This window comes from Pseudoalteromonas sp. P1-26 (assembly GCF_001401795.1).
GTDB lineage: Bacteria > Pseudomonadota > Gammaproteobacteria > Enterobacterales > Alteromonadaceae > Pseudoalteromonas.
Genome location: NZ_LKDX01000002.1, coordinates 175,347 through 199,950, shown reverse-complemented (window position 1 = coordinate 199,950; position 24,604 = coordinate 175,347). Strand labels below are relative to the sequence as shown.

Below are 24,604 nucleotides of genomic sequence, written 5' to 3'. Positions count from 1 at the left end.
TATTAGATACCACTGCTATGCAAAAAGTTTTCCAACGTTTCTTTGACGCGGGTTTTTATTGTCATGTCGAGGGATGATTGCGGGGTTTTAATTTCGCAGCCACCACGTTCTAAAGTCGGCTCTGCAACTAACTGCCAATGGTTATCTGCGATAGTTTGTTCGCCATAACTTTCAGTAATTAAAGTAATATCATCGGGGTGTAAGTGAATACGTACTTTAGCTTGCTCTTCACCTAACGCATCAATAGCTTGCTTCAAAGCATGTAAAATGACTTCAGGTGAGGTTTTAATTTCTTGGTAAACTAAAATTTCAGTTAACATAACAGCTAACTGCACTAACTGCTTTTCGGCACTTTCATCGACTTTAGATAATGGTTGAGAAAGGCTATCAAGTAAGCTTCTTAAGTTGGTCAGCTGCTCTTCTAAAATTGGCTTTATTTCTTCTTGGCCTTGCTCCTTACCAAGCTCAACACCTTCTTTAAAGCCAGCTTCTTTTCCCTCATGTGCGCCTTTTTCAAAACCATCTATATAGCCTTGCTCATGGCCTTGCTTTAGTCCTTCTTCGTAGGCATCTTGACGGATCTTTTCAAGCTCAGCCATTGTTAGGGACGGAATTTCAGGCTCTTCTGGCTGCTCTTCGGCCTGCTGCTTTTGCTGCTCTTTACGATATAAGTCAGCTAAAGGCGTGCCATACGCCGTTGAGCGTCCAGCGAGTTTTGTTGTATCTTGCGTCACTTCAGGAATTGGCCAGTTTTCCAATAATTCATCGGCAGCTTCACTGGCATGCACTGGGCGTCCTGTATGAAATGAAGACTTACTCATGGCTTACAGGAACTCCTCACCACCACCGCCACCAAGCATAATTTCGCCTGAGTCAGCTAAACGACGTGCCGTAGAAAGAATTTCTTTCTGTGCCGCTTCTACTTCACTAATACGAACAGGGCCCATTGCCTCAAGATCATCAGCGAGTAATTCAGCAGCACGTTTTGACATATTGCCCAAAATCTTCTCTTTTAATGCTTCGTCAGTACCTTTAATTGCTTTCATTAATACATCTTGCTGTACTTCACGAAGGATCGCTTGAATACCACGGTCTTCAACATCCATTAAGTTCTCAAAGACAAACATAAGGTCTTGGATTTGCTGTGACATCTCTTCATCGTGTTCACGGATTGAATCCATTAACTGACCTTCAACATTGGTATCTAGGTAGTTCATGATATCAGCAGCCGCTTTCAAGCCACCCATTTTCGCAGCTTGCGCACCAGCTTGACCTGCGAACTGTTTCTCCATGATTTCATTCAACTCTTGCAATGCTGCTGGTTGAACTTCTTCAAGGTTTGCAATACGCATGGTTAAATCTAAGCGCACTTTTTCTGGGAATTGCGACAAGATTTCCGCTGATTGCTCTGGCTCTAAATACGATAAAACAATGGTTTGAATTTGCGGGTGCTCGTTGCGAATAATATTCGCCACTTGCTTTGAATCCATCCACTTCAATGAATCAAGACCTTTCGCCCCTGAGCCCATAACAATTTGGTCAATAAGGCTTGCTGCCTTGTCTTCACCAAGCGCTGCTGTAAGAGCTTTTTTGATAAAGTCTTCAGACTGGAAGCCTATGGTACTGAAGCTTTGAATTTGCTCAATAAACAAATTATGGACTGCGCTAATTTTCGCTTGCGATAAATCATCTAGCGCAGCCATTGCCATACCCACTTTTTGCACTTGCTTTGGCTCTAAGTGCTTAAGGATTTGCGCAGCATCTTCTTCTGATAAGCTCAGCAATAAGATTGCCGCCTTATCAACACCGTCTAATTTATCAACATCAAACGCCGGTGGTAGTTGTTTTTGTTCTTGATCAGTCATCTTCTGTTAACCACGCTTTCACTACTTGAGAAGACAGTTCTGGTTCATTTGCAACCAATGCACGAACTGCTTTGAGTAAATCTTCATCGCCATGTAAGTCTGGCAGCTGTAGTGTACCATCACTTGAGAATCCTACAGCAGCAGAGTCAAAGTCTTTATTTAGCATATCTAGCGTGCTATCACCAATATCTACACCTGCACTTAATGCATCTTCATCATATTCTTCTAGTGTATCGTCTGGGTAAATTAGACGTTTCAGCATAGGTCTTACTACAAAGACAATCAGTACGATGATAACCAGTGCACCTAATGCTAAGCGTAGCATCTTCATGAACCAATCTTGCTCCCAAAGTGGAACTTCAATCGCTTCACCAGCATCTTCACGAACAAATGGCACTGTGACAACCTCAAGTGCATCACCACGCTGCATATCAAAACCAACACCGCCTTGTAATAAACGACGAATATTTGACAATGCTTCTACAGAGCGAGGAACCATGGTTGTTTCACCATTTTCACCCACCTGCGGTACATAATCAACGGCAACTGAAACACTGATACGACGAATAACACCGGTTTGCTGACGCTTATGCGAAATTGTTGTATCAAGCTCGTAGTTACGTGTTGCTTCTTTATGCGAACGACTTGGGTTCGTTGCTGAGCCTGCTCCACCTTGGCCTGCAATTTCTGGAATATTAGAGTTAACTGGCGGCTGATTCGTTAGCGCACCAGGAATGCCCACTGCAAGACCACCGATGTTGTTTTCTTCGAACGTGGTTTCACTGCGCACAGCGGGTAAGTCTGGGTTATAACGTTTTTGTGTTTCTTCGACTGCACTAAAGTCCATGTTTAAATCGACTTGCGCGGTATAGTTACCTAAGCCTACAACTGGAATAAGGATGCTATCGATTTTATTTAAGTACTCTTCTTCACGCTTACGTTCAATTTCATACTCTTTACGAGAGCGAGCAGCAAGTGAGTTTTGTGAGCCTGAATTAAGTAAGCGACCATTTTGATCGGTAACAGTAACACGCTCTGGCGATAAACCTTGGACTGCTGAGGCAACAATATCAACTACTGAGTCAACTTCTTCACCGTCAAGTGTACGACCGCGTTTTAAGGTAAGCACTACCGTCGCTGAAGGTTGTTTTTCGCGACGAGCAAATACGTTTTCTTTTGGAATAGCTAAAAGTACTTTGGCGCGAGTAACATTTTTTAGCTCTTCGATGGTACGTGCAAGCTGTTGCTCACGACCATGTTTTAAACGTTCACGTTCAAGGCGTTGGCTAACACCAAACCCCATGTCTTGCATGATGATGTCAGTCCCTGAGCTTGGCGCTTGCTCTAGGCCTTCACGAGCCATCAATAATTTGATGTTTTGGTATTCACCTTCTTCAACAGAGATGACGTTACCATCAAGTTCGTAATCAATCTTTTGAGCGTCTAAAAAGTCCAGCGTTTGAATAAGCTCTTCCGTTGGCATTTTGCCAAGCGGACGCATATCTGGTTGACGAGCCCAAATAATAATAAAAATTGCGATAGCCAAACAGATTGCCAAAGCGATCACTAAAGTAACCTGACGTAAAACATCTACACCGTTTAAGGCACTTAGGTAGCCTGACTTTTGCTCTTGTTGATCATCAGTATCGTTTGAGTCGATACCGCCGCCTGCTAAGGCTAGATCAGTTGATTGATTAGATTGCGCCACAATAATTCTCCACTACCTAGTTACACAGGCATGTTCATGATTTCTTTATAAGCTTCAACAAGTTTATTTCGAACTTGCACCGTAGCTTCAAAAGCGACTGATGATTTTTGCGAAGCAATCATTACGTCAGCTAAAGAAACACTGCGATCACCCATTTCCATTGCTGTTACTTTTTGCTTAGCGTCTTGTTGTAAGCCATTCACTGTATCAAGTGCATTGGTAAGTAAATCACCAAACTGTGCCGACGATGTTGGCTGAGTTTGTGTTGGTAAATTATTAATTGAGTTACTACGGCCTACTTCTGAAGCCATAGCTTGCATTTCTTGAAATAATGCGCTGTTTTGAACTTTCATAATACTCTCTGACAATGCAGTTTACTTATGCACTGATAAAGCACAAACCGTGCCACAAAATAAAACAAGTAAATTCAATAACTTGAATTATTAATTTCACATGTCAGAGTTTTGACAGCAAACAAGCTCACAAAAATGTGAGCTTGTTTGAGTAACTTTTTGGAAGGAGTTTATGCTGGTAAGGCTATACCCAAGTCTCGCATTTGCGCCAGTTTATAACGTAACGTGCGCGGACTAATACCTAAGGTTTCTGCAACCTCTTTACGCTTACCGTTACAACGCGCTAAGGTTTCTAAAATAATACGATGCTCTTTGTCTTTCAGCTCGTCTTTGTAATTACCTTGCTCACTCACTTGTGGCACGGTATCTAAATTAACTTCAACAGGCTGTTCTTGATATACCGGTGCGTTGTGTGGCGGCGTAGCGACTGGCTTTATATCAACCGTAAGCAACTCTTCAATAAAGACATCATCTTGATGAATACTATTCCCATCACATAATATCAACGCCCGTTGAATAACGTTATCAAGCTCTCGTACGTTACCAGGCCAAGCATGAGATAGTAGCTTTTGTTTCGCACCCTCACTTAGTTGAGCGATAGGCTCTTTACTTTTCAGGCAATGACGCTCTATTAAATGCTCAGCCAATACAATAATGTCGCCAGGACGCTCGGCTAATGGTTTCCACATTAGCGGGAATACATTTAAGCGATAATATAAATCTTCTCTAAATAGATTTTCGCTCACTGCTTCTTTTAAATCTCGGTTACTTGTAGCTAGAACGCGAACATCAAGCTCTATCGTTTTACGACCGCCTAAGCGCTCTACTTCGCGCTCTTGAAGTACACGCAGTAATTTAGCTTGTAAGCCTAAATCCATCTCAGTGATTTCATCTAGTAAGATGGTACCACCTTGAGCTTGCTCAAATTTACCCGGGCAAGCTTGAATCGCGCCGGTAAACGCCCCTTTTTCGTAACCGAATAAGGTTGCTTCAAGCATGTTTTCAGGAATAGCAGCACAGTTAATAGCCACAAAGGGAGCATCGCTACGATTTGATTTATCGTGGATAAAACGAGCCAAGACTTCTTTACCCGAGCCACTTGGGCCGAGTACCATGACACTGGCATCTGAGCGGGCAACTTTGCTCGCGAGCTCTAATAGCTTAATACTTGATGGATCGGCAACGATTGGGCCATCGGTTTCTTTTTCCTTTTCAGGCAAATAACGACTCACCATATTAAGAAGCACTTCTGGTGCAAACGGTTTTGCCATATAATCAATCGCGCCTAAACGCATTGCTTCTACAGCATCATCGATAGTGGCATAGGCCGTCATCATTAATACCGGCAACTCAGGATAATTAAGTTTAATGCTACGTAATAGGTCAAGGCCGCTCATAGCGCCCATTTGCACATCACTAACAACCAATGAATAGCTATTTTGCTTAAGCAAGATCATCGCTTGTTCAGCGCTATCTGCAGCAACGCAATCAATACCCGACATTTCAAGGGTATCAATCAGTGCTTCTCGTAAGCCTGCGTCGTCTTCAACGACTAAAATAGAGTTAGTATTCATTTTGCCTCCGCTGACATTGGTTCTGCACTAATTGGCAAGATCAAACTAAAACATGCTCCCCCATGAGCATTATTAGTCACTTCAACCCGTCCTTGGTGCGCATTGGCGACTGAACTTACAACTGCAAGTCCAAGCCCCGTGCCTTGGCTTTTGGTAGTGTAAAAAGGTTCGAATAATTTGTTCGCATGACGTAAATCAACACCTGGGCCATTATCACTGACACTGATGCGAACGCAGTTTTCGCTAGTTTCGTCACGTTCGGCACTCAGGGTTACCACAGCCTCAGAGCCAATAATTTGAATACTGTTGTGGATCAGGTTTTGAATAGCACTCGCCAGAGCAGTTTTATTACCCATAATTTCAATATCTGGCTCAGGCAAGTTCACGCTAAGTTCACTGTTATTTTGTGCAACCATAGCATCAGCACCGGCTTTTACTTCATTAAGTAACTGTTGCATTGAAACGCTTTCGACCACTTGTTGCTCACCACTTTTGGCAAATAACAGCATATCGTTCACTTGGGTTTCTAAATCTTTTAAACGCGACATTAGCTTCGTATGAAAGTTGCCACGCGAGCTTTCTGGCAATCGCTTTGAGCCTAAATTGGCAGCATAAAGCATGGCCGCAGATAACGGTGTTCTGACTTGATGAGCAAGCGAAGCGACCATTTTGCCAAGCGCACTTAAGCGCTGCATATGTGCTACTCGCTTTTGTAATCGCCTGGTTTCAGTTAAATCTGTCATTAAAATTAACTGCCCTGGCTCTGGAGCAAGCGCAGTAATATCAAGCTTTATTAAACGGCCATCCTTAAGTGATACTTCATGTCCATCGTCTTGCTGTGGTCGAAATGAGCGTTGAATTACGCTAAACCACTTTTCACCTTCGAGGGGTTCACCTAGCATATCAATGGCAATTTGATTAGCTTTTGCGATCATGCCTCGGCCATCTAAAACCACCACACCCGCAGGCATGGTATCAACCAAATGACCTAACCAACTGGCTTGTTGGCGCAGCTCACTCAACTCACCCACATACTCTTCTTGTTGTAAGCATGGGTTATATTGTTTGGCTGTGATAAATTGTGGTTTTAGGACATTTGCTAAGGCCATAATCGATACTCAAAAAATCGTGTCTACCTAGCTAAATGCACAATCCGTACCAAATTTATTTTTGTTTTATTTCAATAAATTAAAGACAAAACAACACTGACAAAAAAATGACAATCGCGAGGGAATAATGCAAAAAGAACACCATTGTCGTTGCCCGTGGCTCGATACCAGCAAAGAAGATTATGTGACCTATCATGACCAAGAATGGGGGGTGCCATTATATGATGATCACCGCTTATTTGAATTTATAACCTTAGAGTCAGCACAAGCGGGACTGAGTTGGTATACCATACTTAAAAAGCGTGATGGCTATCGCAGTGCCTTCAAAAACTTTGTTGTCGAAGAGGTTGCCAAAATGACCGAAGACGACGTCGAAAGGTTAATGCAGTTTGAAGGTATTATTCGTAATCGCGCTAAAATCGCCGCCACTATTAATAACGCGCAACGTTTTATTGAGATTCAAAAAGAGTTTGGCAGTTTCTCAAATTACCAATGGCAGTTTGTTGGTGGCAAACCGTTGGTAAACAACCTTGATAAATTAGAGGATTACCCGGCTATTACTGAAGTCTCAACAGCATTCGCCAAAGATTTAAAAAAGCGCGGTTTTAAGTTTTTAGGCCCTACTACAGTGTATGCCCACATGCAGGCCTGTGGCATGGTAAATGACCATAGCAATGATTGCTTTAGAAAAGCTGAGATAATTAGTGAATATTAAAGAGATAAAATCGAGGAAGAAACCTAACGCGGCTTAGTCACGCGTTAGGTTGTATTTCTTCATTTTTTCGACCAGTGTGGTGCGCCTAACACCTAAAATTTCTGCAGCTCGTGCAACAACGTAATCATAGCGCTCTAATGCTTGGCTGATTAAGCTGATTTCTAGCTCAGCAAGATACTCTTTGAGCTCAATTCCTTCATCTGGTAGTAAACCTGAGTCAACCGTTGTTGCTGGTACATCAGGTTCTTCATCATCATAATCACTAAAGCCTGTACTGAAAATATCGTTGAAAGCATCTCGCTCCATCAACTCTTCTGGATACTCAGGCTCATAAGCCTCAACTTCAATATAACGATATTTAGCTGGAAGGTCTGGCACATCAACTACTTTATCAGGGAACATGATCACCATGCGTTCAACTAAGTTAGCAAGTTCACGAATATTCCCCGGCCACGCATGCTCTTTTAAGCTTTGAATCGCACGCTCAGTAAATTTGGCCGTTGTGCCACTTTGCTCGTTCACACGACGCATTAGCTCTTTTAAAAGTAGAGGAATGTCGTCGGCACGCTCACTAAGCGAAGGGTTTTCAATTGGAAATACGTTTAAGCGATAAAAAAGGTCTTCACGGAAGTCGCCCTGCTCAATCATCTCTTCAAGATTGCGGTGAGTTGCAGCAATAATGCGTACATCCGCTTGAATAGGCTTAGTACCCCCTACTCGCTCATAGCTACGCTCTTGCAACACACGCAATAGTTTAACCTGCATTTGCAAAGGCATATCACCAATTTCATCTAGAAACAGCGTGCCGCCTTGCGCTAATTCAAAACGCCCTTTTCGTGCAGAAATAGCCCCCGTAAAAGCACCCTTTTCATGGCCAAATAGCTCACTTTCAAGAAGCTCGCCTGGGATAGCACCACAGTTTACCGGCACAAATGGCCCGGTATTGCGTTTAGAGAGTAAATGAACGTTACGTGCAACAACTTCTTTACCTGTGCCTGACTCACCTAAGATCAGTACATTTGCATCGGTTTTTGCTACTTGTTCAATTAAAAAGCGCACATCTTTTACAGCTTCGGTTTCACCGACTAAACCATCAAACGATTTGTTAGATTTAGCTTGTTTATGGTCACCCGGTAGCATGCGCTGATATTGCTGACAATCATGCAATAGCTGAGTAGTTACATCATGGTTAAACGGCTCACAAATTAAACCAACTACATTAGCAATGCTTAGTAACGGTTTGAGTGTTTCACCAATTAATAAAAACGGAATGGCTGGAAACTGTTTGATCACAGCCTCGTGATTTAGCTGCTGTAAAGCACCAAGAATGACCATGCATTCTTGCTGTTGATGTTTTTCACAAAAAGACTGTAATGAAGTCTCATCAACTAATTGTGCAGTTTCACCAATGAAGGTAAGTGCTGCATGTAAACCTATCGCACGATTATTATTATTGTCTAAAATTAAGATCATTATTGGCGAACCACAGTTACCACGAGGTTAGTTAATTTCTAAATTGTAAGCGAGTTTAGGAGGGATGCAAGCGCTAAGCGGCAATTTATTGACATCAACGCCAAAAAATAGTCACTTAGCACTAAAATTTAATACTAAAGAATTAAAGTAAACCTAATATAGATTCGGCTGAACGATTTGCTTGGCCACGTAAGGCAATCGATGCTTGCGATAAAATATCATTAGCTACTTGATCAGACACAGCTTTTGCATAGTCAGTATCTTCTATTCGGCTTTGGCTCGCAGCAATGTTCTCTCGCTGGTTGCCTAAACCTTTTATCGTACTCGCCAAGGTGTTTTGAAAAGCGCCTAGCTCAGCTCTTTGCGTGTTAATTTCTTCAGCTGCTTGGTCGCTAATATCAATCGCAGCTTGAGCTCCTGCTTGGGTTGAAATATCGATTCCTGCAATAACTGAAGCAATACTGCCATCAGATGGCGTCACTGATTGTGTGGTGTTGGCATCAGGACCAACTTGAAACGACACTTGCTCACCATCAAATAAAGGTTTACCACCGAATGTCGCATTTTCAAACGTTTCTGATATTTGCGTTTGTAATTGCGACACTTCTTCTTGAAGTGCAGCTCTATCATTATCTGTGAGCGCACCATTACCCGCTTGAATAGACAGCTCTCGAATGCGAGAAACGGCATCATTTACACCAGATAAATTTGACTCTGTTACTTGCGAGTAAGAAATGCCATCGTACGCATTATTAATTGCTTGACTGTAGCCATCTTGCTGCGATGTTAATCTATCAATAATTTGCAGTGCAGCGGCATCATCTGCCGCTGAATTTACTTTTTTACCTGATGCTAGTTGCTCAGCAAGCTTGTTACCCGTTTGCTGAGTTTGGTTTAAAAACCCGGTATTGGGTGATTGAATTTTCATGGCGGCCTCCGACAAACCGATTGTTTAAATTATAGCTTAATTTGCCAAAATTTGCACTTTGTACCATGGTTTAGATAAATTAACTTGGCATCTGACTTGCTAGTGTATTAGTTAATAGTTAAATTACTGAGAATTGTGTCAAAATTCTCACTTTGCGTATCAAACGCCAATGAAAAATAACTCGGGTAACACTATGTTCGACAATAAAACAATTTTAATTACCGGTGGTACCGGTTCATTCGGTAAAAAATACGTCAAAACGCTTCTAGAACGCTATAAGCCAAAAAAGATCATTATCTTTTCGCGTGACGAACTCAAACAGTTTGAAATGCAGCAAGAGTTTGACCAACCGTGTATGCGTTATTTTATTGGTGATGTACGCGATAAAGAAAGGCTTCGTCGTGCTATGCGTGGTGTGAACTATGTGATTCACGCAGCAGCATTAAAACAAGTACCTGCCGCTGAATACAACCCAATGGAATGTATCAAAACCAATATTAATGGTGCTGAAAATGTCATTGATGCGGCTCTTGATAATAACGTAGAAAAAGTCATTGCACTGTCGACTGATAAAGCCGCGAACCCAATCAACTTATATGGTGCGACTAAACTTGCATCAGATAAGTTATTTGTGGCTGCTAACAATATTGCTGGCGGCCATAAAACAACCTTTGCTGTAGTAAGATACGGTAACGTAGTGTGTTCGCGTGGCTCTGTTGTGCCTATTTTCCAAAAATTTATCGACCAAGGCCGCGACCATATACCAATTACTCATGAAGAAATGACTCGCTTCTGGATTAGCCTGCAACAAGGTGTTGATTTTGTTTTAACAAACTTTGAGCGTATGTTAGGTGGCGAAATTTTCGTTCCGAAGATCCCTTCAATTCGCATTACTGATCTTGCCAAAGCAATGGCACCTGACTTACCAATTAAAATAATTGGTATTCGCCCTGGTGAAAAGTTACACGAAGTTATGTGTCCTGCCGACTTATGCTTTGAAACGTACGAATATAGCGATCACTTTGTAATCGCTCCGGGCATAAAATTCAGTAGTCGTAGCAATGATTTTACTGAAAACGCACTTGGCGAAAAAGGCGAGCAAGTTGCCCAAGGTTTCGAGTATAACTCACTCGATAACCCAGATTATATGAGCATTGAAGAAATTAAAAACTTCAATGTCCAAGCGTTACTGTAATACTGCATTATGACGAATAAGGTAATTCCTTACGGCAAACAAAATATTTCTCAAGATGACATCAACGCCGTAATTGATGTATTAAAGTCTGACTGGCTAACGCAAGGACCTGCTGTTCCGGCATTTGAAAGTGCTATTGCAGAATATTGTGGTGCTCACTATGCCTGTGCCACTAACAGTGCGACTTCAGCGTTACATATTGCTTGCCTAGCTTTAGGCGTAGGTAAAGATGACATTGTATGGACATCGCCAATCTCCTTTGTCGCCTCGAGTAACTGCGCCCTGTATTGTGGCGCAGACATCGATTTTGTTGATATCGACCTTGAAACAGGCAATATGTCTGTTGCAGCGCTTCAAGAAAAACTAACGTTAGCCAAACAAAACCAGCAACTCCCTAAAGTCGTGATCCCTGTTCATCTAGCTGGTCAGTCATGCGATATGGCAGCAATCAATGCACTTGCCAAAGAGTATGGTTTTAAGGTTATTGAAGATGCCTCGCATGCTATTGGCGCGAAGTACAAAGATAAGCCTGTTGGCAGCTGTGTTTATTCAGATATTACTGTGTTTAGCTTTCATCCAGTCAAGATAATTACATCTGCTGAAGGGGGTATGGCGGTTACCAACTGCGCTGAGCTCAACAAAAAAATGAGCCGCTTGCGAAGTCATGGTATTACTAATATTCCTGAAGAAATGACCGAGCCAAGTCACGGCCCTTGGTATTATCAACAGTTAGAGCTTGGTTTTAATTATAGAATGACTGATATGCAAGCCGCTTTAGGACTGAGTCAGTTAAAGCAGCTAGACAACTTTGTATCAGTGCGAAACGACATTGCAACAACATATAACCATGCATTTGCAAACTCAACGGTAGCTCATTTAAAACAATCGGATGATTGTTACTCTAGCTACCATTTATATATTGTTCGTTTAACGCAGTGTGAAGTAGAAAAACACAAGTCAGTCATTACAGGCATGCGCGAGCAAGGAATTATTGCTCACTTGCATTATATACCGATCCATTTACAGCCTTATTATCAAGCTTTAGGCTTTTCGGAAGGTGATTTTCCTAATGCAGAAAGCTACTACAAACAGGCTGTTACTATTCCTCTGCATCCAACTATGGCAGCAGATCAGCAAAAAGCTGTAATTACGGCATTCTTTAACCTAGTGAATTAAACAAGGAATTAGAGCTTTCATGTTAGCAGACATATCTTACGAAAGTTTAAAACAGGCATACTCTTCTGTTGGTATCACAGAAGGAAAAGTTGTTTATGTTACTGGAGATATCACAAAAGTTGGTATTTCTCTTTCTTTGAGTAAGTTCGAGCTGTTAAATTTACACCTTAAAGTGATTATGGATTTGATAGGCCCAGAAGGTACAATTGTAGTGCCAACCCATAGCTTTTCACTTTGTAATACTAACATTCCATTTTCACTAAAAAATACACCTTCTGAAACCGGTGCTTTTAGCGAATTTATCAGAAATCAAGCAGGAAGCATTAGACAGCTTCACCCTTTTTCGTCTCGCACTGCTATAGGAAAAGAAGCTTCTTATATTTGCGAAAACACAGCTCCTCATAGTTATGGTATGCACACTCCTTTTTCAAGGATGCTGGAGCTTGACAGTATGTTTATTTCCGTAGGTATTCACCCAAAACAAATTGTCAGCCTTGTTCACCAATGTGAGTCTGACATGAATGTACCTTACAGATATACAAAAGAGTTCATACACCCAATTGAAACTGGGCAGCACACAGAAATGAAAGCTTTTTATCATCTAGTAACATATTTAAACTGCGATATAAAAAGAGATAAAAATGTCAAAATATTTGAAAATTTCGAAAAAAAATTTAAATTAAATCACTCTAAAATGTGCCATGGCAGCGTCTGGGGCTTCAATATGAGAGAGTTTTATAAAGCAACGACTGAGCTGATGAGAGATGATATTTACAGTTGGCTTGCGGAGCCACCGAATAGTCGCCCCTACCAAGCTTAATGCATTTATTTATTATCTAAAAACTCTATTAACTCAGAAACAGTACCTAACTTAGACAACTGTTCATCGTTGATGTCTATACCTAGCTCTCTCTTAATTTTTAAGACTATAGTCATAACATCTATAGAATCCAGTCCAAGTTCAGCAAAGCTTGATGAAAAATCCGCTTCGTTACTAAGATCCACACTTGGGTTTTGAATTAAAATTAACTCTTTTATGATTTGTTTATTTTTCATATTGCTCACATAAATGCTTTTTAATTAATGCTCTACTTACTTTACCAGAACGTGTTCGTGGTAGCTCACTTAATGTAAATAGCTTATTCGGTCTAAAATTTGAATCAGTATCTTTCAAATGTTTTGCTACATCCTTAAGAGTTACTTTAGTTTCTCCTTCTACACATAAAACAATAATACTATCTTTAACTTTACTGGGATCTTCCATACCAAGTACTGTAAAAGCATTGCTCTTAAATAACGTCACCAGTTTAGATTCTATTTCATCAGGGTGCACTAAAACACCATTATAATTTATTACATCATCACTTCTTCCTGAAAAGACTAGATAACCTTGCTCATCTAAGTACCCAACATCAGAAGTTATAAACCAACCATCTTGAAGCTGACTATTCCATAGCTCATCATCGAGATACCCTAAGCATAAATTACTTCCTCTAATTGCTATTCGCCCACTTTCGAAAGGGGGTAAAGCACAGCCTTGCTCATCAATAATTTTTAACTCAGAGCATTCTGAAGCAGGTCCTTCGGTCTTAACCTTATCTAAATTACGGTTTAGCTCAAAGAATGTTACTCGCATAGCTTCACTTAACCCATAATGGAGAAATATTCTTGTTTTAGGCAGTGAATTACATAACTCAATTCGGAAAAAGTGATCAAATCTCATCGCGCCAGTTTGTAGCCATTTTAGGTTGTCTGCAACTGCCGCCAACTCACTTTTGCCTACTTGTAGTAAAGCTGCTAACAAAGAAGGTGCCGTTGATAATGCATTACAATCATACTTACTAAACAATGATGAAATTGATAAAGGATTACTAAGCTGAGTTGGTAGTACAATTCTTCCGCCGGCCATCAGGACACTATGGCATCGCCCAAAACCAAATGCATGATCTATTGAAGCAAAAACTAATTCTGCAATTCCTTCATCAACCTCCATCTTACTATTCATGAATGCACAAATATCGTTGATGCCACACTGAGATAATCTTACCCCTTTCAATTTGCTGGAAGTCGTTCCAGAAGTAAAAATAACCATAGCTTCTTGATCAAATGAAACATCAATATTCGTTGACTCTAATTGAGGGTAAGATTCAATAAACAATGCAGCATCACTAGTTTCCAATGCCCCCTGTAGTCTCTGTGGATCAATAAAGGGAATAGGCACTATGCTAACCCCACATTTTGCACCAGCATAATAAGAAAAAAGAAGCTCAACAGGTGAAAAATTTGATACTGCGACTCTTTGACTAGGCTTGATATTTTTTGATTTTAAAAAAGTAGCGAATTTGTCTATTTCAGTATGAAACTCATCATAGCTATATTCTTTATCGTCAAATGAAACCGCTATTTTCGTACCTTTTTTGTTAGCTATTTCTGTATAAATACTTGTTAACATTATTTGTCCTTTAGCTCATTCAAAAAGAGGTTCACTTTTTTCACAAAGCGCTCATTGAAAGATGACATTCTATAATTTCCTTGAAACGAATGTGCCTTAGCTATACTGTTTTTACTGTCCTGAACCATTAATTGGACTTGCTCGGGGTTTGCACTACCAAGTCCTTTCCTTAAAGAAATAAGAGAAGGTATGTCAATGTTAGAATTAAATACCTGATCTGGAATGTTTGGCAAATCAATATTCAACTGCTGTGCTGCTAACTTTATACTATCAAGAGTAAAACCATCTTGCTCTTCATCACAAGCATTCCTTACTGCCCTACCGATGATTTTATGAGCACTACGATTATCTAAGTCCGAAAATTTGACCAACATATCGCATAAGTCTGTTGCAACAATAAATTTGTCAGCTGCAGCTTCTGCAAGCTTATCCTTGTTAAATTTAGATGTAGATAAAATCCCGGCAAAAAGATCGACACACTGAATAGCATAATCTAAAGCCTTTGGTAGCTCTCCATAAGCATAGAGTCGGTTATCAGGCTGCCCACTAATAGTCTGATTTGTAGATAAAATATTTGTCATCATGCCATTAAAGGTTCTAGCTTGACCGCGAATGAATGCTAACCCATATGGGTTTTTCTTTTGTGGCATTATGACACTTGTGCGGGTAAAGCCATCAGCTAACTCAAGATAAGAGAATTCTGCGCTATTCCAAATTATAAACTCTTCACTGATTCGATTTAAGCTTGTCATTATCGAACAAAGACTCGTCATCACATCTATACACATATCTGGTGCCCACATCGCATCCCGAGTGTGAGTTAATATGCCATCAAATTCCAGCAACTCGGCAATAAACTCTCGATTCATCTCAATTTGAGAGCCATTAACACTCCCTGAACATGCAGGAGATAAATTCACCATTTTTATAGCTGTTTCTACGCGACTAATGTCTCTTAATAGCGGTCTTTGAAACCCTTGTAAATAATGGGCTAAGGTAGTCGGCTGTGCATGTTGTAAATAGGTAAAGTCTGCCATAAAAGTATTTAAATGCTGTGAAACAACTTGATTAAATACCTCACATAACTGAATTAACTTTTCATGAAGGCAAAATAATTTTTCGCGACAAACCATTTGCCAAGCTATTGTACTAGCTTCCCTTCGAGCACGTCCGATGTGGACATAACCACTATCAGGACCAATATGCTGTTGCAAATATTTATCTCTATTATTGTAACTATCTCCTACTGCAGGATCTAAGGGAATGTTTTCAGTTCCTTGTAGGTGGACTTCAAGAAGGCCTGATAGCAACTTTCTTCCTTTCGATGAAGAAATTACTCCCCCTTGAATTAAAGTCATGACATGACTCATATCCGCTATACTTAAGTTGCTCATAATATATGGGCTACATTCAAGTTCATATTGAAATGCACTGTTATATAAGCGTTGATCTGGACCTTCTTTAAAGCGAGAACCCGCACCTAAAAAACTATTACTCATTTTTTCACCTCTATTTCTGAACAGTTTTCAAACTGCGGCTCAACTATTAGGTCACGAACAACTTTCGTGCAATTGTAAGGGGTTATTTCAAGCTCATTGCCAAATTCGGAAACTAACTTTGCTACATTTTCACTGCAAGCTAACATCACTTTGCCATTAACTTTTAAACGACAACTACCACACAACCCTATTCGGCAGTTTTTATCGAAAGCCAGAGTGCTATCAAATTCATACAGAACTCTCATAAGCAAATCGAGAAGAGTCTGTTCATTGCTATAGCTAAGAGTAAAAGGTTGTAAGATTGATGGACTCACTGTTTCTTTGTTAAAACGATAAATGTTTAATGTTATTGTGTTCATTAATTATGAAATCCTAATTAACTCACATGCCATTCCACCTGACTCGTGTTTATAGGTTAGTGTAGCCATTTCAAAAAAATTGCCTTCTGATGGGAAGTCATCACGATAATGTGCACCTCTTGATTCAGGCCTACAAAGAGCCGCGCGACATATAGCCTCTGAGATTAAAAGCATATTTTTAAGTTCAATATATTGTTTTATTTGCTGATTATAAAAATGAGTGCGGTCGCTGATTTTTATATCTAAATACCTTTGATTCAAGTCGGCTAATATTTTCAACTGCTCTTTCAACCCATTTTCATTTCTTATTACTCCAACGTTTTGAGACATTGTCGTTTTCAAAGTACTCAGAATTTCTCCCATCGTTTCTTTGCTATCCCCAAACGGAAAAGTGAACTCCTTGAAAGAGGCACTTTGGTAATTGGCCTTTTTTTGGAGCTTTGCAGCATTTTGTCCAGCGAGACGACCAAAGACAACCACTTCAAGCAATGAATTCCCACCGATCCGGTTTGCACCATGTACACCATTACAAGCTGCTTCACCCGCAACAAATAAGCCATTTATTATATCGCCCATATAGTTAAGAACTTGACCATTAATATTACAACTAACCCCCCCCATTAAATAATGAGCTGAAGGTATTATAGAAATTTTATCCTTAGTTACATCAGCATTAAGGTAAGTAGCCGCTATCAAAGAAGCTTCCTTCAAAGCAAACTTTTTTTCCTCTGGAATGTTTGTTAAGTCAAGATAGAGCTCAGAGCCTGGGTGATTACTTAATTCTTTTGCAATTGCTATAGACACTTTATCTCTACCAGCCAACTCCTTTTTCTCTGGATAGTAACGTGACATAACATTGTCATTTGAAATTGAGACTATTTTACCACCAGCACCAAGTACAGGTTCAGGTATTTGTATACCACTATTTCGTAAACCCAAAGGGTGGAACTGAACAAATTCCATATGCCTTAAAGCAGCACCAGCATTGAATGCGAGGGACAGACCATCACCAGTTGTAGAAACAGCATTTGTATTATATTTATAGCTATTCAAACCTCCTCCAGTTGACAATACCACTGAATTAGCAAAAATCTTGAATAGCTGAGTATTCCGCAAGTGTAAAACTTGAGCGCCAATAACTTGACGACTTTCTTGGATTAACTCTACAGCCATCATCTGATCTAGTAAGGTGATCTGTTCATTCTTTTTTATTTGCTTGATTAAAGCGACCATAATCGCAAGCCCGGTCCTATCTTTACTAAAGCAAGCTCTGGGAATATTAGAACCTCCGAAGGCTTTGTTTTTGTAGTGCCCTGACTCATCTTTACTAAACTGCACACCTAATTTTTCTAACCAATGAAGATTTTCAGGAGCAGACTCGCACATATACTCAATACAATCTTTACTAGCAACTCCTCTACCCGCATTAAGACAGTCATTTATATGAGCAAAAGCATCGGGTTCATTTATGGCAACATTTACTCCTCCTCTGGCACTGACAGAGTGAGAGTGTAGAGGCGGAATCTTTGATATTAAAATTACTTTCTTACCTGCATAAGCTGCCTCTAACGCAGCGCAACAACCAGCAATGCCTGCACCGATAACTAAAACTTCAGCATTAAGTGATGTTAATTTACTCAACTAAGCTCCTAGATATCAAATCAGTTAAAAAATAAGTATTTTTGCTAAAACCTAATCTATTATGAAGTAAAATAAAACAAACAGATACAGTAATTCAGGCATAGATAATGCTTAAGTTATCATATATTTTAAAAAAGGATTAGATATGAAACTCATCGACCAAAGACCAACTAAACCGCGCCAAACAGGTAAAACTAATGTGCTTGATAAGGGGTTGGGTTTAGAGCAGCTCAAAATGCAATTAGAAGCCTGCGGTGAATTCATAGATGTTATCAAGCTTGGCTGGGGAACATCATTAGTAACTCCCAATTTAGAAGCAAAATTAGATTTAATAAAATCTCATGGTATAGAACCTTGCCTTGGTGGTACCTTATTCGAATATTGTTACTTAACTAATAAAGTGGATGAATACATCGATTTTCTTAAACAACATAAATTATCTTTAATTGAAATATCTGACGGTACAATTTCAATCCCACAAAAAGAAAAAAACGAACTAATTAGCCGATTTGCAAAAGACTTTACTGTGCTTTCTGAAGTGGGCAGTAAAGATGATAAGGTGGTTGTGTCTCCATCAAAATGGGTAGAGCAAATAAAAAGTGAAATTAATGCTGGGGCAAAAAGTATAATTTTAGAAGGAAGAGAAAGTGGAACAGCTGGCTTATATCGAGGTGATGGCGAAATAAGAATGGGATTAGTAGAGGAAGTAATGGAATCAGGTGTTGAAATCGACAAATTAATCTTTGAAGCTCCCAAAAAAGCCCACCAAGTTTTCATGATTAAGCAATATGGCCGTGATGTAAATATGGGAAATATTGCATATGAAGATGTTATCTCTCTAGAAACACTTAGACTAGGATTGCGCTCTGATACTTTGTGCTCAATTCATCTCAAATAAATATTTCTAAACTTCGGCCGATATAATTAGAGGTAATTTAATTCTGAAGTGATGGAGTTATGATGTTGGATACAAATATAGATATCGACTTAATCAATAAACGCATGGTTAGCTGGACAGCTAGCCAACGTATAGGTTGGGCTCTAACAAACTTACCTAAACAACATATCGTAAGTACTAGTTTCGGTGCCCAAGCTGCTGTTATGCTTCATTTAATGACATTACATAAGCCTGATATTTTAGTTGTTTTTATTGATACAGGTTACCTATTTGATGAGACAATTGAATTTTCAAAACATCTAACATCTACACTTAACTTAAATTTGAAAACATTTAGGCCATTACTTGATAGAGAAAAGTACGAAAAAAAATTTGGAAAAGTTTGGGAAAATGGTTTAGAAGGCTTGGAACTTTACAATCAAAACCGGAAAGTCGAGCCCATGCAACGTGCATTAAATGATTTACACGCAGCAACATGGTTCTCCGGGATAAGGAAGGAACAGTCACCCACACGTGACCAAAAAAAGTTCATTGAATTATCAAATAATCGATACAAAGTGTCTCCTATTTTAGATTGGACCTCTAAAGATATTGATAGCTACATAAAAGATAACTCTCTAGATTACAACCCTCTTTGGCATAAGGGATATGTTTCAATCGGTGATACTCACACTACTAAATCAATATATGAAGTAGAGAGCATAGAACAAACACGTTTTTTTGGATTAAAGCGTGAGTGTGGCTTACACGAATAACGACTGGACAATAAATGAAAATAGCGATCATTCCTGCCCGTGGTGGGAGTAAGAGAATACCCAAAAAAAATATTAAGCTGTTCTGCGGTAAACCTATTATCGGGTACGCAATAACAACAGCTATCAGCAGTGGTTTATTTGACAAGGTGGTTGTATCTACTGACTGTTTTGAAATAGCTGAAATAGCAAAGCAATTTGGTGCTGAGGTTCCCTTCATGCGTGATCCTGCACTCGCTGATGATTTCGCTCCTACCAGAGAAGTAGTTCAAGATGCCTTAAACTTTTTTGAGCAAACACAAAGCATTGATTACATTTGCTGTATTTACCCAACTACTCCATTTATAAATCCAGAACAGCTGATAAATTCATTCAATATGCTCAATCAGTCAAACAAGAAAAATGCTTGCTTCAGCGCTACTGAATTTCATTACAGCCCATATAGGGGGTTTACCCAGACAGAAAACGGACTTGAGCTTTTATTTCCTCAACACGTCAGCAACAGATCGCAAGATTTACAAAAAGCTTACCATGATGCTGGACAATTTTATTGGTACAAAACAATCAACGATAAGGAAATTAAAAAAGTAATAGATTCATCTGACGCACTAATACATATATTACCTCACTATTTAGTTCATGATATAGATACTCAAGATGATTGGGTTAGAGCTGAATTGTATTATAAAGCAATGAAACAGAATTAATGGCTATTGGATTTAACTTTGATGCTAACTCAAGTGTTGGTTATGGGCACCTTAATCGATGCAATGAAATTGCTAAAGAACTAAAAAAAAGAAAACAAAAAACCATTGCAATTGTCGGAAAAAATTTCAATAACTCATTTATAGATCTACACTTTGATGAGGTCATAAAAATAAATAATAGCTTTTCAGATGCTGGTGAAATTGCGCAAATATGTATTGAAAAGAGTATTCCCAAACTTTTAATTGATCATTATCAATGTGATGTGATCTTCCAAGAAACTCTAACTTCCTATGGGATTGTATTTGGTCAATATGATTTTAAGTGTGAAGGAAGTTATTTAGGTAAATTTGTAATAAATATAAACCCTTGTGCGAATAAATACTGGTACAACAAGGCGGTACTAAATAGAGAAACCAAGCTGCTTTGCGGCGCTAAATTTGCCATCATAAACCCTAATTTGGTTACTAAACCTTTAGAGGGTGAGGGTGTATTTGTTTGCATGGGCGGCGGTAATGATAATGGTGTTGCCGCCAGCATAATCGACCAAATTAATAGGGTATACAAAGGTGAGATTCACCTTGTTGCGTCATCCTTATCTAGCTCAATTCCTTTAGTTGAGAAACTAAACAACGCTAACATTACAACTCATGTCGACTTAAGTGATTATTCAGAAGTAATAAAACGCTGTCATTATGCTATTGTTTCTGCAGGCACCTTAAGCTATGAAATGGCATATATTGGTATACCATTTAGTTGTGGTTACTTCGCTGAGAATCAAATAAAAATAGCTAACTCTTGGCAACAATCAGGCTTAGCACATAGTTTAGGTTGTCTAACAAACAAAATAAGTGGGCAACCCTTCAAGGAACTTCTGAATAACATTTCTCTTAAAAAACCACGAAAGCCACTTATAGATGGGTTAGCAGCAAAAAGAATAGCAGAGGTATTGCTTACATGACCAAAATCCCTTTAAACGAACTTTTATCTGTATTTGATGATATTAAAACACAGAATATTCATAGTGACATTCAAGCAAAATGTACAGATTTTTGTTGGGGAACAGGAGATGAATGCATCGTACTCGCAGCAAATAAAAAATACTTCCAACAAGCTATAAACAATAGCAATGTGGCTTGCATAATTGCTCCTGAAGTAATCATTCAGACTGATAAAGCGGTGATAACAACTAATAGATTCGATGATCTATTTCATTACATTCATAATACTTACTTCTCAACAAAAGAATTAATAACCCACTATGTGAGCCCAACAGCTTCAATTAGTGAAAATGCTGTTATTTGCCCTCCTGTTCACATTGGTCATAATACAACCATTTGTTCAGGAGCATATATTGGAAAAAACACGGTGTTAAATGATGATGCATACATAGCCCAAAACTGCACTATTAGCACCGAAGGAATGCTTGCGAAGTCAATAAATGGCATAAAAAAGCATATTACTCATTATGGTTCAGTCATTATTGGTAAAGGATGCTACATACATGCAAATTCAAACATTTCAAAAGGATTGTTTTACTCGGGAAAAACACTTATCGGTGATTATTGCCACATAGGAATTGGCGTAAACATTGCTCATGATGTTGTTATCGGACAATCCACAGAAATTAGTGGTAACTCAAATATTGCTGGTAGATCAACGATAGGAAGTGATGTGTGGATTGGCGCCAATTGTACGATATCAAACTGGGTTAAAATTGGAGATAAAGCAAAGGTTAGAATTGGTTCAACTGTTGTATGTGATATACCCGAAAAAGCTGATGTTTCGGGTAACTTTGCAATAAAACACACTATTAACCTCAGAAAATTCATAGAAGACCAGGCAAACTAACACTATGTTTAATAAATCAATTGTAATAGATAATTTCAACATTCAAAACCACTCGAAACCTTATTTAATTGCAGAGATATCAGGTAATCATGACAATGAGATTGATCGTGCTAAGAAGTTAATATTAGCAGCGAAAGAAAATGGTTTTGATGCTGTAAAAATTCAATACTTTACTGCTAATGATATGACATTGGATATCAGTGAAGGTGACTTCATTGTAAAAAGTGGTTTGTGGAAAGACCGTAGCTTGTTTGAACTTTATGAACAAGGCGCAACCCCTAAGGAGTGGCTCCCCATTTTATTTGATTATGCGAAAGAGATAGGTATCACTCTATTTTCTTCCGTATTTTCTCATGAGGGACTTTGTATTTTAGAAGAGTTAGGCTGCCCTGCATACAAAATTGCTTCTTTTGAAGCAATGGACCTAGATTTAATTGAGGCGGCTGCTAAAACGCAAAAACCTGTGATTATTTCAACCGGTATCATAGATAAAGTTGGGATAGAAGAGGTATTAGACACATGTAAAAAAGTAAGGAATAGAAATATCGGTTTAATGCATTGTATAAGTAACTACCCTGCCCCTTATGACAAATTTAACTTAGCAACAATCACTGATATGCAACAAAGCTTTGATATCCCTATTGGGCTTTCTGACCATAGTACGGATGAAATATGTTCTCTTATTGCTATTGCCAACGGCGCTTCGATGATCGAAAAGCATATTACCGTGAGTCAAAAAGACGGAGCAATTGACTCTGAGTTTTCTTTACCTATTTCCCTAATGAAAGAATTCACCGATAAATTACGAAACGGTTTCGCTACTATTGGTAAGGTTGACTACAGTAACTCGTCACCACGCAAAAACTTCCGGTCACTATATGCTGTTAAAGATATCCCAAAAGGACGACTTATCACTAGTGACATGATAAGAAGTATTCGTCCTGGCCATGGTCTAGCCCCAAAAAATAAAAACAAAGTATTAAAGTGCACAGCAAAACAAAATATTAATGCAGGAACCCCTTTAGATTGGAGTCTACTATGTCAAACTTTAAAGAATTAGACGGAAAAGCACTACATCAAATCGCAAAGGAGTTATTTCCTATTTGCAGAAGTATTACCGGTAATGGTGTTAGAAAGACTTTAGATATTATTGATGATTATATTGAAGGGTACTCATTAGTTAAGCATGAAGTACGTTCTGGTACCCAAGTATTTGATTGGACTGTTCCTAAAGAGTGGAGTATTGAAGAAGCGTGGATAAAAGATTCTAAAGGGAATACTGTAGTAGATTTTAAAGACTCAAATTTACATGTACTTGGCTACTCAACCCAAGTCGACAAAATAATCCCGCTTAATGAGCTACAAGAACATTTGCATTCATTGCCTGAACAGCCTGAAGCAATTCCTTACGTTACATCTTATTATGAGCCTCGATGGGGTTTTTGCATAACAGACAAACAAAGAAAGTCTCTAACTGAAGATGATTACCACGTATTCATTAACAGTCATCATTTTGATGGTTCTTTAACCTATGCAGAACTTCTTATCCCGGGTAAAAGTGAAAAGGAAATTTTAATATCTAGTTATGTTTGTCACCCCTCACTCGCAAATAATGAGCTTTCAGGCCCCCTTGTCTCTTTGGCTTTGATCAACTGGTTAGCAAAAAATGAGAATAACTTTTATAGTTATCGCTTTGTTTTCACAACGGAGACTATTGGCACAATCACCTATTTAAGCCGTAATTTAGAACATTTAAAAAGTAATATTGCTGCAGGCTTAGTTTTAACATGCATAGGGGATGACGGTGACTATTCAACTGTACAATCACGTTATGGTGATAACTTGAGTGACAAAGTCGTTCAAAAGGTATTAAGTGAAAACTATAAAAATGACGCAAAGATATACTCTTTTTTAAAAAGAGGAAGTGATGAACGCCAGTATTGTGCACCCAATATCGATTTACCAATTACTTCTATAATGAGGACAAAGTATGGAGTTTATCCTGAGTACCATACTTCATTAGATGACTTAACTTTTATGACCCCCTCTGGTTTAAAAGGTGGGCTAGACTTTGCCAAGAAGTGTGTTCAATTATTTGAAAAAAACCACAAGTACATTACAACTAAGTTATGTGAACCTAAATTAAGCAAATATAACTTATACCCAACTCTTAGCAAAAAAGGTTCATCAAATGTTGCGAGGAATCTTCTTAATGTTTTAGCTTACTGTGATGGAAAAAATGATGTTATAGACCTGGCTAACATTCTTGGAATCAGCACTGATGAGATTATAAACTTAATAAAGATTGCGTTAGAAAATAAATTAATAGAAGCGCTTTGAATAAAGCGCTT

General features: G+C 38.9%; 24 protein-coding genes. 11 read left to right on the top strand and 13 right to left on the bottom strand.

The genetic code is table 11. The features are described from left to right. Positions 1-2: 2 nt before the first annotated feature. From fliH to AN394_RS02255, 6 genes are all read right to left on the bottom strand, one after another. Positions 3-821, bottom strand: coding sequence for a flagellar assembly protein FliH (fliH, locus tag AN394_RS02280; protein ID WP_054562181.1), 819 nt, complete (start codon positions 819-821; stop codon positions 3-5). 3 nt (positions 822-824) lie between these two features. Next, positions 825-1,865 carry a flagellar motor switch protein FliG gene (fliG, locus tag AN394_RS02275; RefSeq protein ID WP_054553274.1) on the bottom strand — a complete coding sequence of 347 codons (1,041 nt, stop codon included), beginning with the start codon at positions 1,863-1,865 and terminating at the stop codon, positions 825-827. After that, the gene (gene fliF, locus AN394_RS02270) at positions 1,858-3,573 is read right to left on the bottom strand and encodes a flagellar basal-body MS-ring/collar protein FliF (protein ID WP_055020701.1); all 1,716 of its coding nucleotides are present in this window, start codon (positions 3,571-3,573) and stop codon (positions 1,858-1,860) included. Before fliF ends, fliG begins: the two co-directional genes overlap by 8 nt. Before the next feature lie 20 nt (positions 3,574-3,593). Further along, positions 3,594-3,926, bottom strand: a complete 333-nt coding sequence (gene fliE, locus AN394_RS02265) for a flagellar hook-basal body complex protein FliE (RefSeq protein ID WP_054562183.1) — start codon at positions 3,924-3,926, stop codon at positions 3,594-3,596. 170 nt (positions 3,927-4,096) lie between these two features. Then, the gene (locus AN394_RS02260; RefSeq protein ID WP_054562184.1) at positions 4,097-5,500 is read right to left on the bottom strand and encodes a sigma-54 dependent transcriptional regulator; all 1,404 of its coding nucleotides are present in this window, start codon (positions 5,498-5,500) and stop codon (positions 4,097-4,099) included. Continuing rightward, the gene (locus tag AN394_RS02255; protein WP_054562185.1) at positions 5,497-6,609 is read right to left on the bottom strand and encodes a PAS domain-containing sensor histidine kinase; all 1,113 of its coding nucleotides are present in this window, start codon (positions 6,607-6,609) and stop codon (positions 5,497-5,499) included. Before AN394_RS02255 ends, AN394_RS02260 begins: the two co-directional genes overlap by 4 nt. Before the next feature lie 127 nt (positions 6,610-6,736). Between AN394_RS02255 and AN394_RS02250 the strand changes: the two genes are divergently transcribed. Continuing rightward, positions 6,737-7,324 (top strand): DNA-3-methyladenine glycosylase I, encoded by a 588-nt coding sequence (locus tag AN394_RS02250; protein WP_055020700.1) that lies wholly within the window; start codon positions 6,737-6,739, stop codon positions 7,322-7,324. A 33-nt stretch (positions 7,325-7,357) separates the two neighbouring features. Here AN394_RS02250 and AN394_RS02245 read toward each other — a convergent pair whose 3' ends face one another. Further along, complete coding sequence (locus AN394_RS02245; RefSeq protein ID WP_055020699.1) at positions 7,358-8,797, bottom strand: sigma-54 dependent transcriptional regulator; 1,440 nt, start codon at positions 8,795-8,797, stop codon at positions 7,358-7,360. Positions 8,798-8,939: 142 nt separating this feature from the next. Continuing rightward, positions 8,940-9,725, bottom strand: a complete 786-nt coding sequence (locus tag AN394_RS02240; protein ID WP_054562188.1) for a flagellin — start codon at positions 9,723-9,725, stop codon at positions 8,940-8,942. Positions 9,726-9,918: 193 nt separating this feature from the next. Here AN394_RS02240 and pseB point away from each other — a divergent pair, with 193 nt between their 5' ends. From pseB to AN394_RS02225, 3 genes are read left to right on the top strand one after another with little or no spacing between them, the layout of a single operon-like run. After that, a complete protein-coding gene (pseB, locus tag AN394_RS02235; RefSeq protein WP_054562189.1) occupies positions 9,919-10,920 on the top strand; it encodes a UDP-N-acetylglucosamine 4,6-dehydratase (inverting) in 1,002 nt (333 codons plus the stop codon). Between the two features lie 9 nt (positions 10,921-10,929). Next, on the top strand, positions 10,930-12,096 hold the full coding sequence (gene pseC, locus AN394_RS02230; RefSeq protein WP_054562190.1) for a UDP-4-amino-4,6-dideoxy-N-acetyl-beta-L-altrosamine transaminase: 1,167 nt from the start codon (positions 10,930-10,932) through the stop codon (positions 12,094-12,096). Between the two features lie 19 nt (positions 12,097-12,115). After that, positions 12,116-12,916: an AAC(3) family N-acetyltransferase gene (locus AN394_RS02225; RefSeq protein WP_054562191.1), complete on the top strand. Its 801-nt coding sequence runs from the start codon at positions 12,116-12,118 to the stop codon at positions 12,914-12,916. A gap of 5 nt (positions 12,917-12,921) precedes the next feature. Here AN394_RS02225 and AN394_RS02220 read toward each other — a convergent pair whose 3' ends face one another. Genes AN394_RS02220 through AN394_RS02200 form a run of 5 tightly spaced genes read right to left on the bottom strand, consistent with a single transcriptional unit; the run spans position 12,922 to position 18,047 of the window. Next, positions 12,922-13,152, bottom strand: coding sequence for an acyl carrier protein (locus tag AN394_RS02220; RefSeq protein ID WP_054562192.1), 231 nt, complete (start codon positions 13,150-13,152; stop codon positions 12,922-12,924). Beyond that, positions 13,142-14,548, bottom strand: a complete 1,407-nt coding sequence (locus AN394_RS02215) for a class I adenylate-forming enzyme family protein (RefSeq protein WP_054562193.1) — start codon at positions 14,546-14,548, stop codon at positions 13,142-13,144. Before AN394_RS02215 ends, AN394_RS02220 begins: the two co-directional genes overlap by 11 nt. Continuing rightward, on the bottom strand, positions 14,548-16,047 hold the full coding sequence (locus AN394_RS02210) for an argininosuccinate lyase (RefSeq protein WP_054562194.1): 1,500 nt from the start codon (positions 16,045-16,047) through the stop codon (positions 14,548-14,550). Before AN394_RS02210 ends, AN394_RS02215 begins: the two co-directional genes overlap by 1 nt. Continuing rightward, the gene (locus AN394_RS02205) at positions 16,044-16,406 is read right to left on the bottom strand and encodes a 2Fe-2S iron-sulfur cluster-binding protein (protein WP_054562195.1); all 363 of its coding nucleotides are present in this window, start codon (positions 16,404-16,406) and stop codon (positions 16,044-16,046) included. Before AN394_RS02205 ends, AN394_RS02210 begins: the two co-directional genes overlap by 4 nt. A gap of 3 nt (positions 16,407-16,409) precedes the next feature. Beyond that, on the bottom strand, positions 16,410-18,047 hold the full coding sequence (locus tag AN394_RS02200) for an L-aspartate oxidase (protein ID WP_054562196.1): 1,638 nt from the start codon (positions 18,045-18,047) through the stop codon (positions 16,410-16,412). Positions 18,048-18,192: 145 nt separating this feature from the next. Between AN394_RS02200 and AN394_RS02195 the strand changes: the two genes are divergently transcribed. The 7 genes from AN394_RS02195 (at position 18,193) to AN394_RS02165 (ending at position 24,593) form a co-directional block, all read left to right on the top strand. Further along, entirely contained in the window at positions 18,193-18,945 is a 753-nt protein-coding gene (locus AN394_RS02195; protein WP_054562197.1) for a phosphosulfolactate synthase, read from the top strand. A 62-nt stretch (positions 18,946-19,007) separates the two neighbouring features. Then, the gene (locus AN394_RS02190) at positions 19,008-19,700 is read left to right on the top strand and encodes a phosphoadenylyl-sulfate reductase (RefSeq protein WP_054562198.1); all 693 of its coding nucleotides are present in this window, start codon (positions 19,008-19,010) and stop codon (positions 19,698-19,700) included. 14 nt (positions 19,701-19,714) lie between these two features. Further along, complete coding sequence (gene pseF, locus AN394_RS02185; RefSeq protein WP_054562199.1) at positions 19,715-20,404, top strand: pseudaminic acid cytidylyltransferase; 690 nt, start codon at positions 19,715-19,717, stop codon at positions 20,402-20,404. Beyond that, a complete protein-coding gene (locus AN394_RS02180; protein ID WP_055020698.1) occupies positions 20,404-21,363 on the top strand; it encodes a hypothetical protein in 960 nt (319 codons plus the stop codon). Before pseF ends, AN394_RS02180 begins: the two co-directional genes overlap by 1 nt. Next, positions 21,360-22,253, top strand: a complete 894-nt coding sequence (locus AN394_RS02175; protein ID WP_054562201.1) for a DapH/DapD/GlmU-related protein — start codon at positions 21,360-21,362, stop codon at positions 22,251-22,253. Before AN394_RS02180 ends, AN394_RS02175 begins: the two co-directional genes overlap by 4 nt. Positions 22,254-22,257: 4 nt before the next feature. Further along, the gene (pseI, locus tag AN394_RS02170; protein WP_054562202.1) at positions 22,258-23,313 is read left to right on the top strand and encodes a pseudaminic acid synthase; all 1,056 of its coding nucleotides are present in this window, start codon (positions 22,258-22,260) and stop codon (positions 23,311-23,313) included. Next, positions 23,292-24,593 carry a DUF4910 domain-containing protein gene (locus AN394_RS02165; RefSeq protein WP_054562203.1) on the top strand — a complete coding sequence of 434 codons (1,302 nt, stop codon included), beginning with the start codon at positions 23,292-23,294 and terminating at the stop codon, positions 24,591-24,593. The genes pseI and AN394_RS02165 overlap by 22 nt, the downstream gene beginning before the upstream one ends. Positions 24,594-24,604 lie beyond the last annotated feature (11 nt).

Excerpts from the sequence above, each read along its gene's own strand:
- AN394_RS02250 (WP_055020700.1), top strand. The coding sequence starts at position 6,737 with ATGCAAAAAGAACACCATTGTCGTTGCCCGTGGCTCGATACCAGCAAA.
- AN394_RS02220 (WP_054562192.1), bottom strand. The coding sequence starts at position 13,152 with ATGAAAAATAAACAAATCATAAAAGAGTTAATTTTAATTCAAAACCCA.
- pseC (WP_054562190.1), top strand. The coding sequence starts at position 10,930 with ATGACGAATAAGGTAATTCCTTACGGCAAACAAAATATTTCTCAAGAT.
- AN394_RS02175 (WP_054562201.1), top strand. The coding sequence starts at position 21,360 with ATGACCAAAATCCCTTTAAACGAACTTTTATCTGTATTTGATGATATT.
- AN394_RS02225 (WP_054562191.1), top strand. The coding sequence starts at position 12,116 with ATGTTAGCAGACATATCTTACGAAAGTTTAAAACAGGCATACTCTTCT.
- AN394_RS02205 (WP_054562195.1), bottom strand. The coding sequence starts at position 16,406 with ATGAACACAATAACATTAAACATTTATCGTTTTAACAAAGAAACAGTG.
- fliG (WP_054553274.1), bottom strand. The coding sequence starts at position 1,865 with ATGACTGATCAAGAACAAAAACAACTACCACCGGCGTTTGATGTTGAT.
- fliE (WP_054562183.1), bottom strand. The coding sequence starts at position 3,926 with ATGAAAGTTCAAAACAGCGCATTATTTCAAGAAATGCAAGCTATGGCT.
- AN394_RS02190 (WP_054562198.1), top strand. The coding sequence starts at position 19,008 with ATGTTGGATACAAATATAGATATCGACTTAATCAATAAACGCATGGTT.
- AN394_RS02195 (WP_054562197.1), top strand. The coding sequence starts at position 18,193 with ATGAAACTCATCGACCAAAGACCAACTAAACCGCGCCAAACAGGTAAA.
- AN394_RS02245 (WP_055020699.1), bottom strand. The coding sequence starts at position 8,797 with ATGATCTTAATTTTAGACAATAATAATAATCGTGCGATAGGTTTACAT.
- pseB (WP_054562189.1), top strand. The coding sequence starts at position 9,919 with ATGTTCGACAATAAAACAATTTTAATTACCGGTGGTACCGGTTCATTC.
- pseI (WP_054562202.1), top strand. The coding sequence starts at position 22,258 with ATGTTTAATAAATCAATTGTAATAGATAATTTCAACATTCAAAACCAC.
- AN394_RS02210 (WP_054562194.1), bottom strand. The coding sequence starts at position 16,047 with ATGAGTAATAGTTTTTTAGGTGCGGGTTCTCGCTTTAAAGAAGGTCCA.
- AN394_RS02215 (WP_054562193.1), bottom strand. The coding sequence starts at position 14,548 with ATGTTAACAAGTATTTATACAGAAATAGCTAACAAAAAAGGTACGAAA.
- fliH (WP_054562181.1), bottom strand. The coding sequence starts at position 821 with ATGAGTAAGTCTTCATTTCATACAGGACGCCCAGTGCATGCCAGTGAA.
- AN394_RS02165 (WP_054562203.1), top strand. The coding sequence starts at position 23,292 with ATGTCAAACTTTAAAGAATTAGACGGAAAAGCACTACATCAAATCGCA.
- AN394_RS02240 (WP_054562188.1), bottom strand. The coding sequence starts at position 9,725 with ATGAAAATTCAATCACCCAATACCGGGTTTTTAAACCAAACTCAGCAA.
- pseF (WP_054562199.1), top strand. The coding sequence starts at position 19,715 with ATGAAAATAGCGATCATTCCTGCCCGTGGTGGGAGTAAGAGAATACCC.
- AN394_RS02180 (WP_055020698.1), top strand. The coding sequence starts at position 20,404 with ATGGCTATTGGATTTAACTTTGATGCTAACTCAAGTGTTGGTTATGGG.
- AN394_RS02260 (WP_054562184.1), bottom strand. The coding sequence starts at position 5,500 with ATGAATACTAACTCTATTTTAGTCGTTGAAGACGACGCAGGCTTACGA.
- AN394_RS02255 (WP_054562185.1), bottom strand. The coding sequence starts at position 6,609 with ATGGCCTTAGCAAATGTCCTAAAACCACAATTTATCACAGCCAAACAA.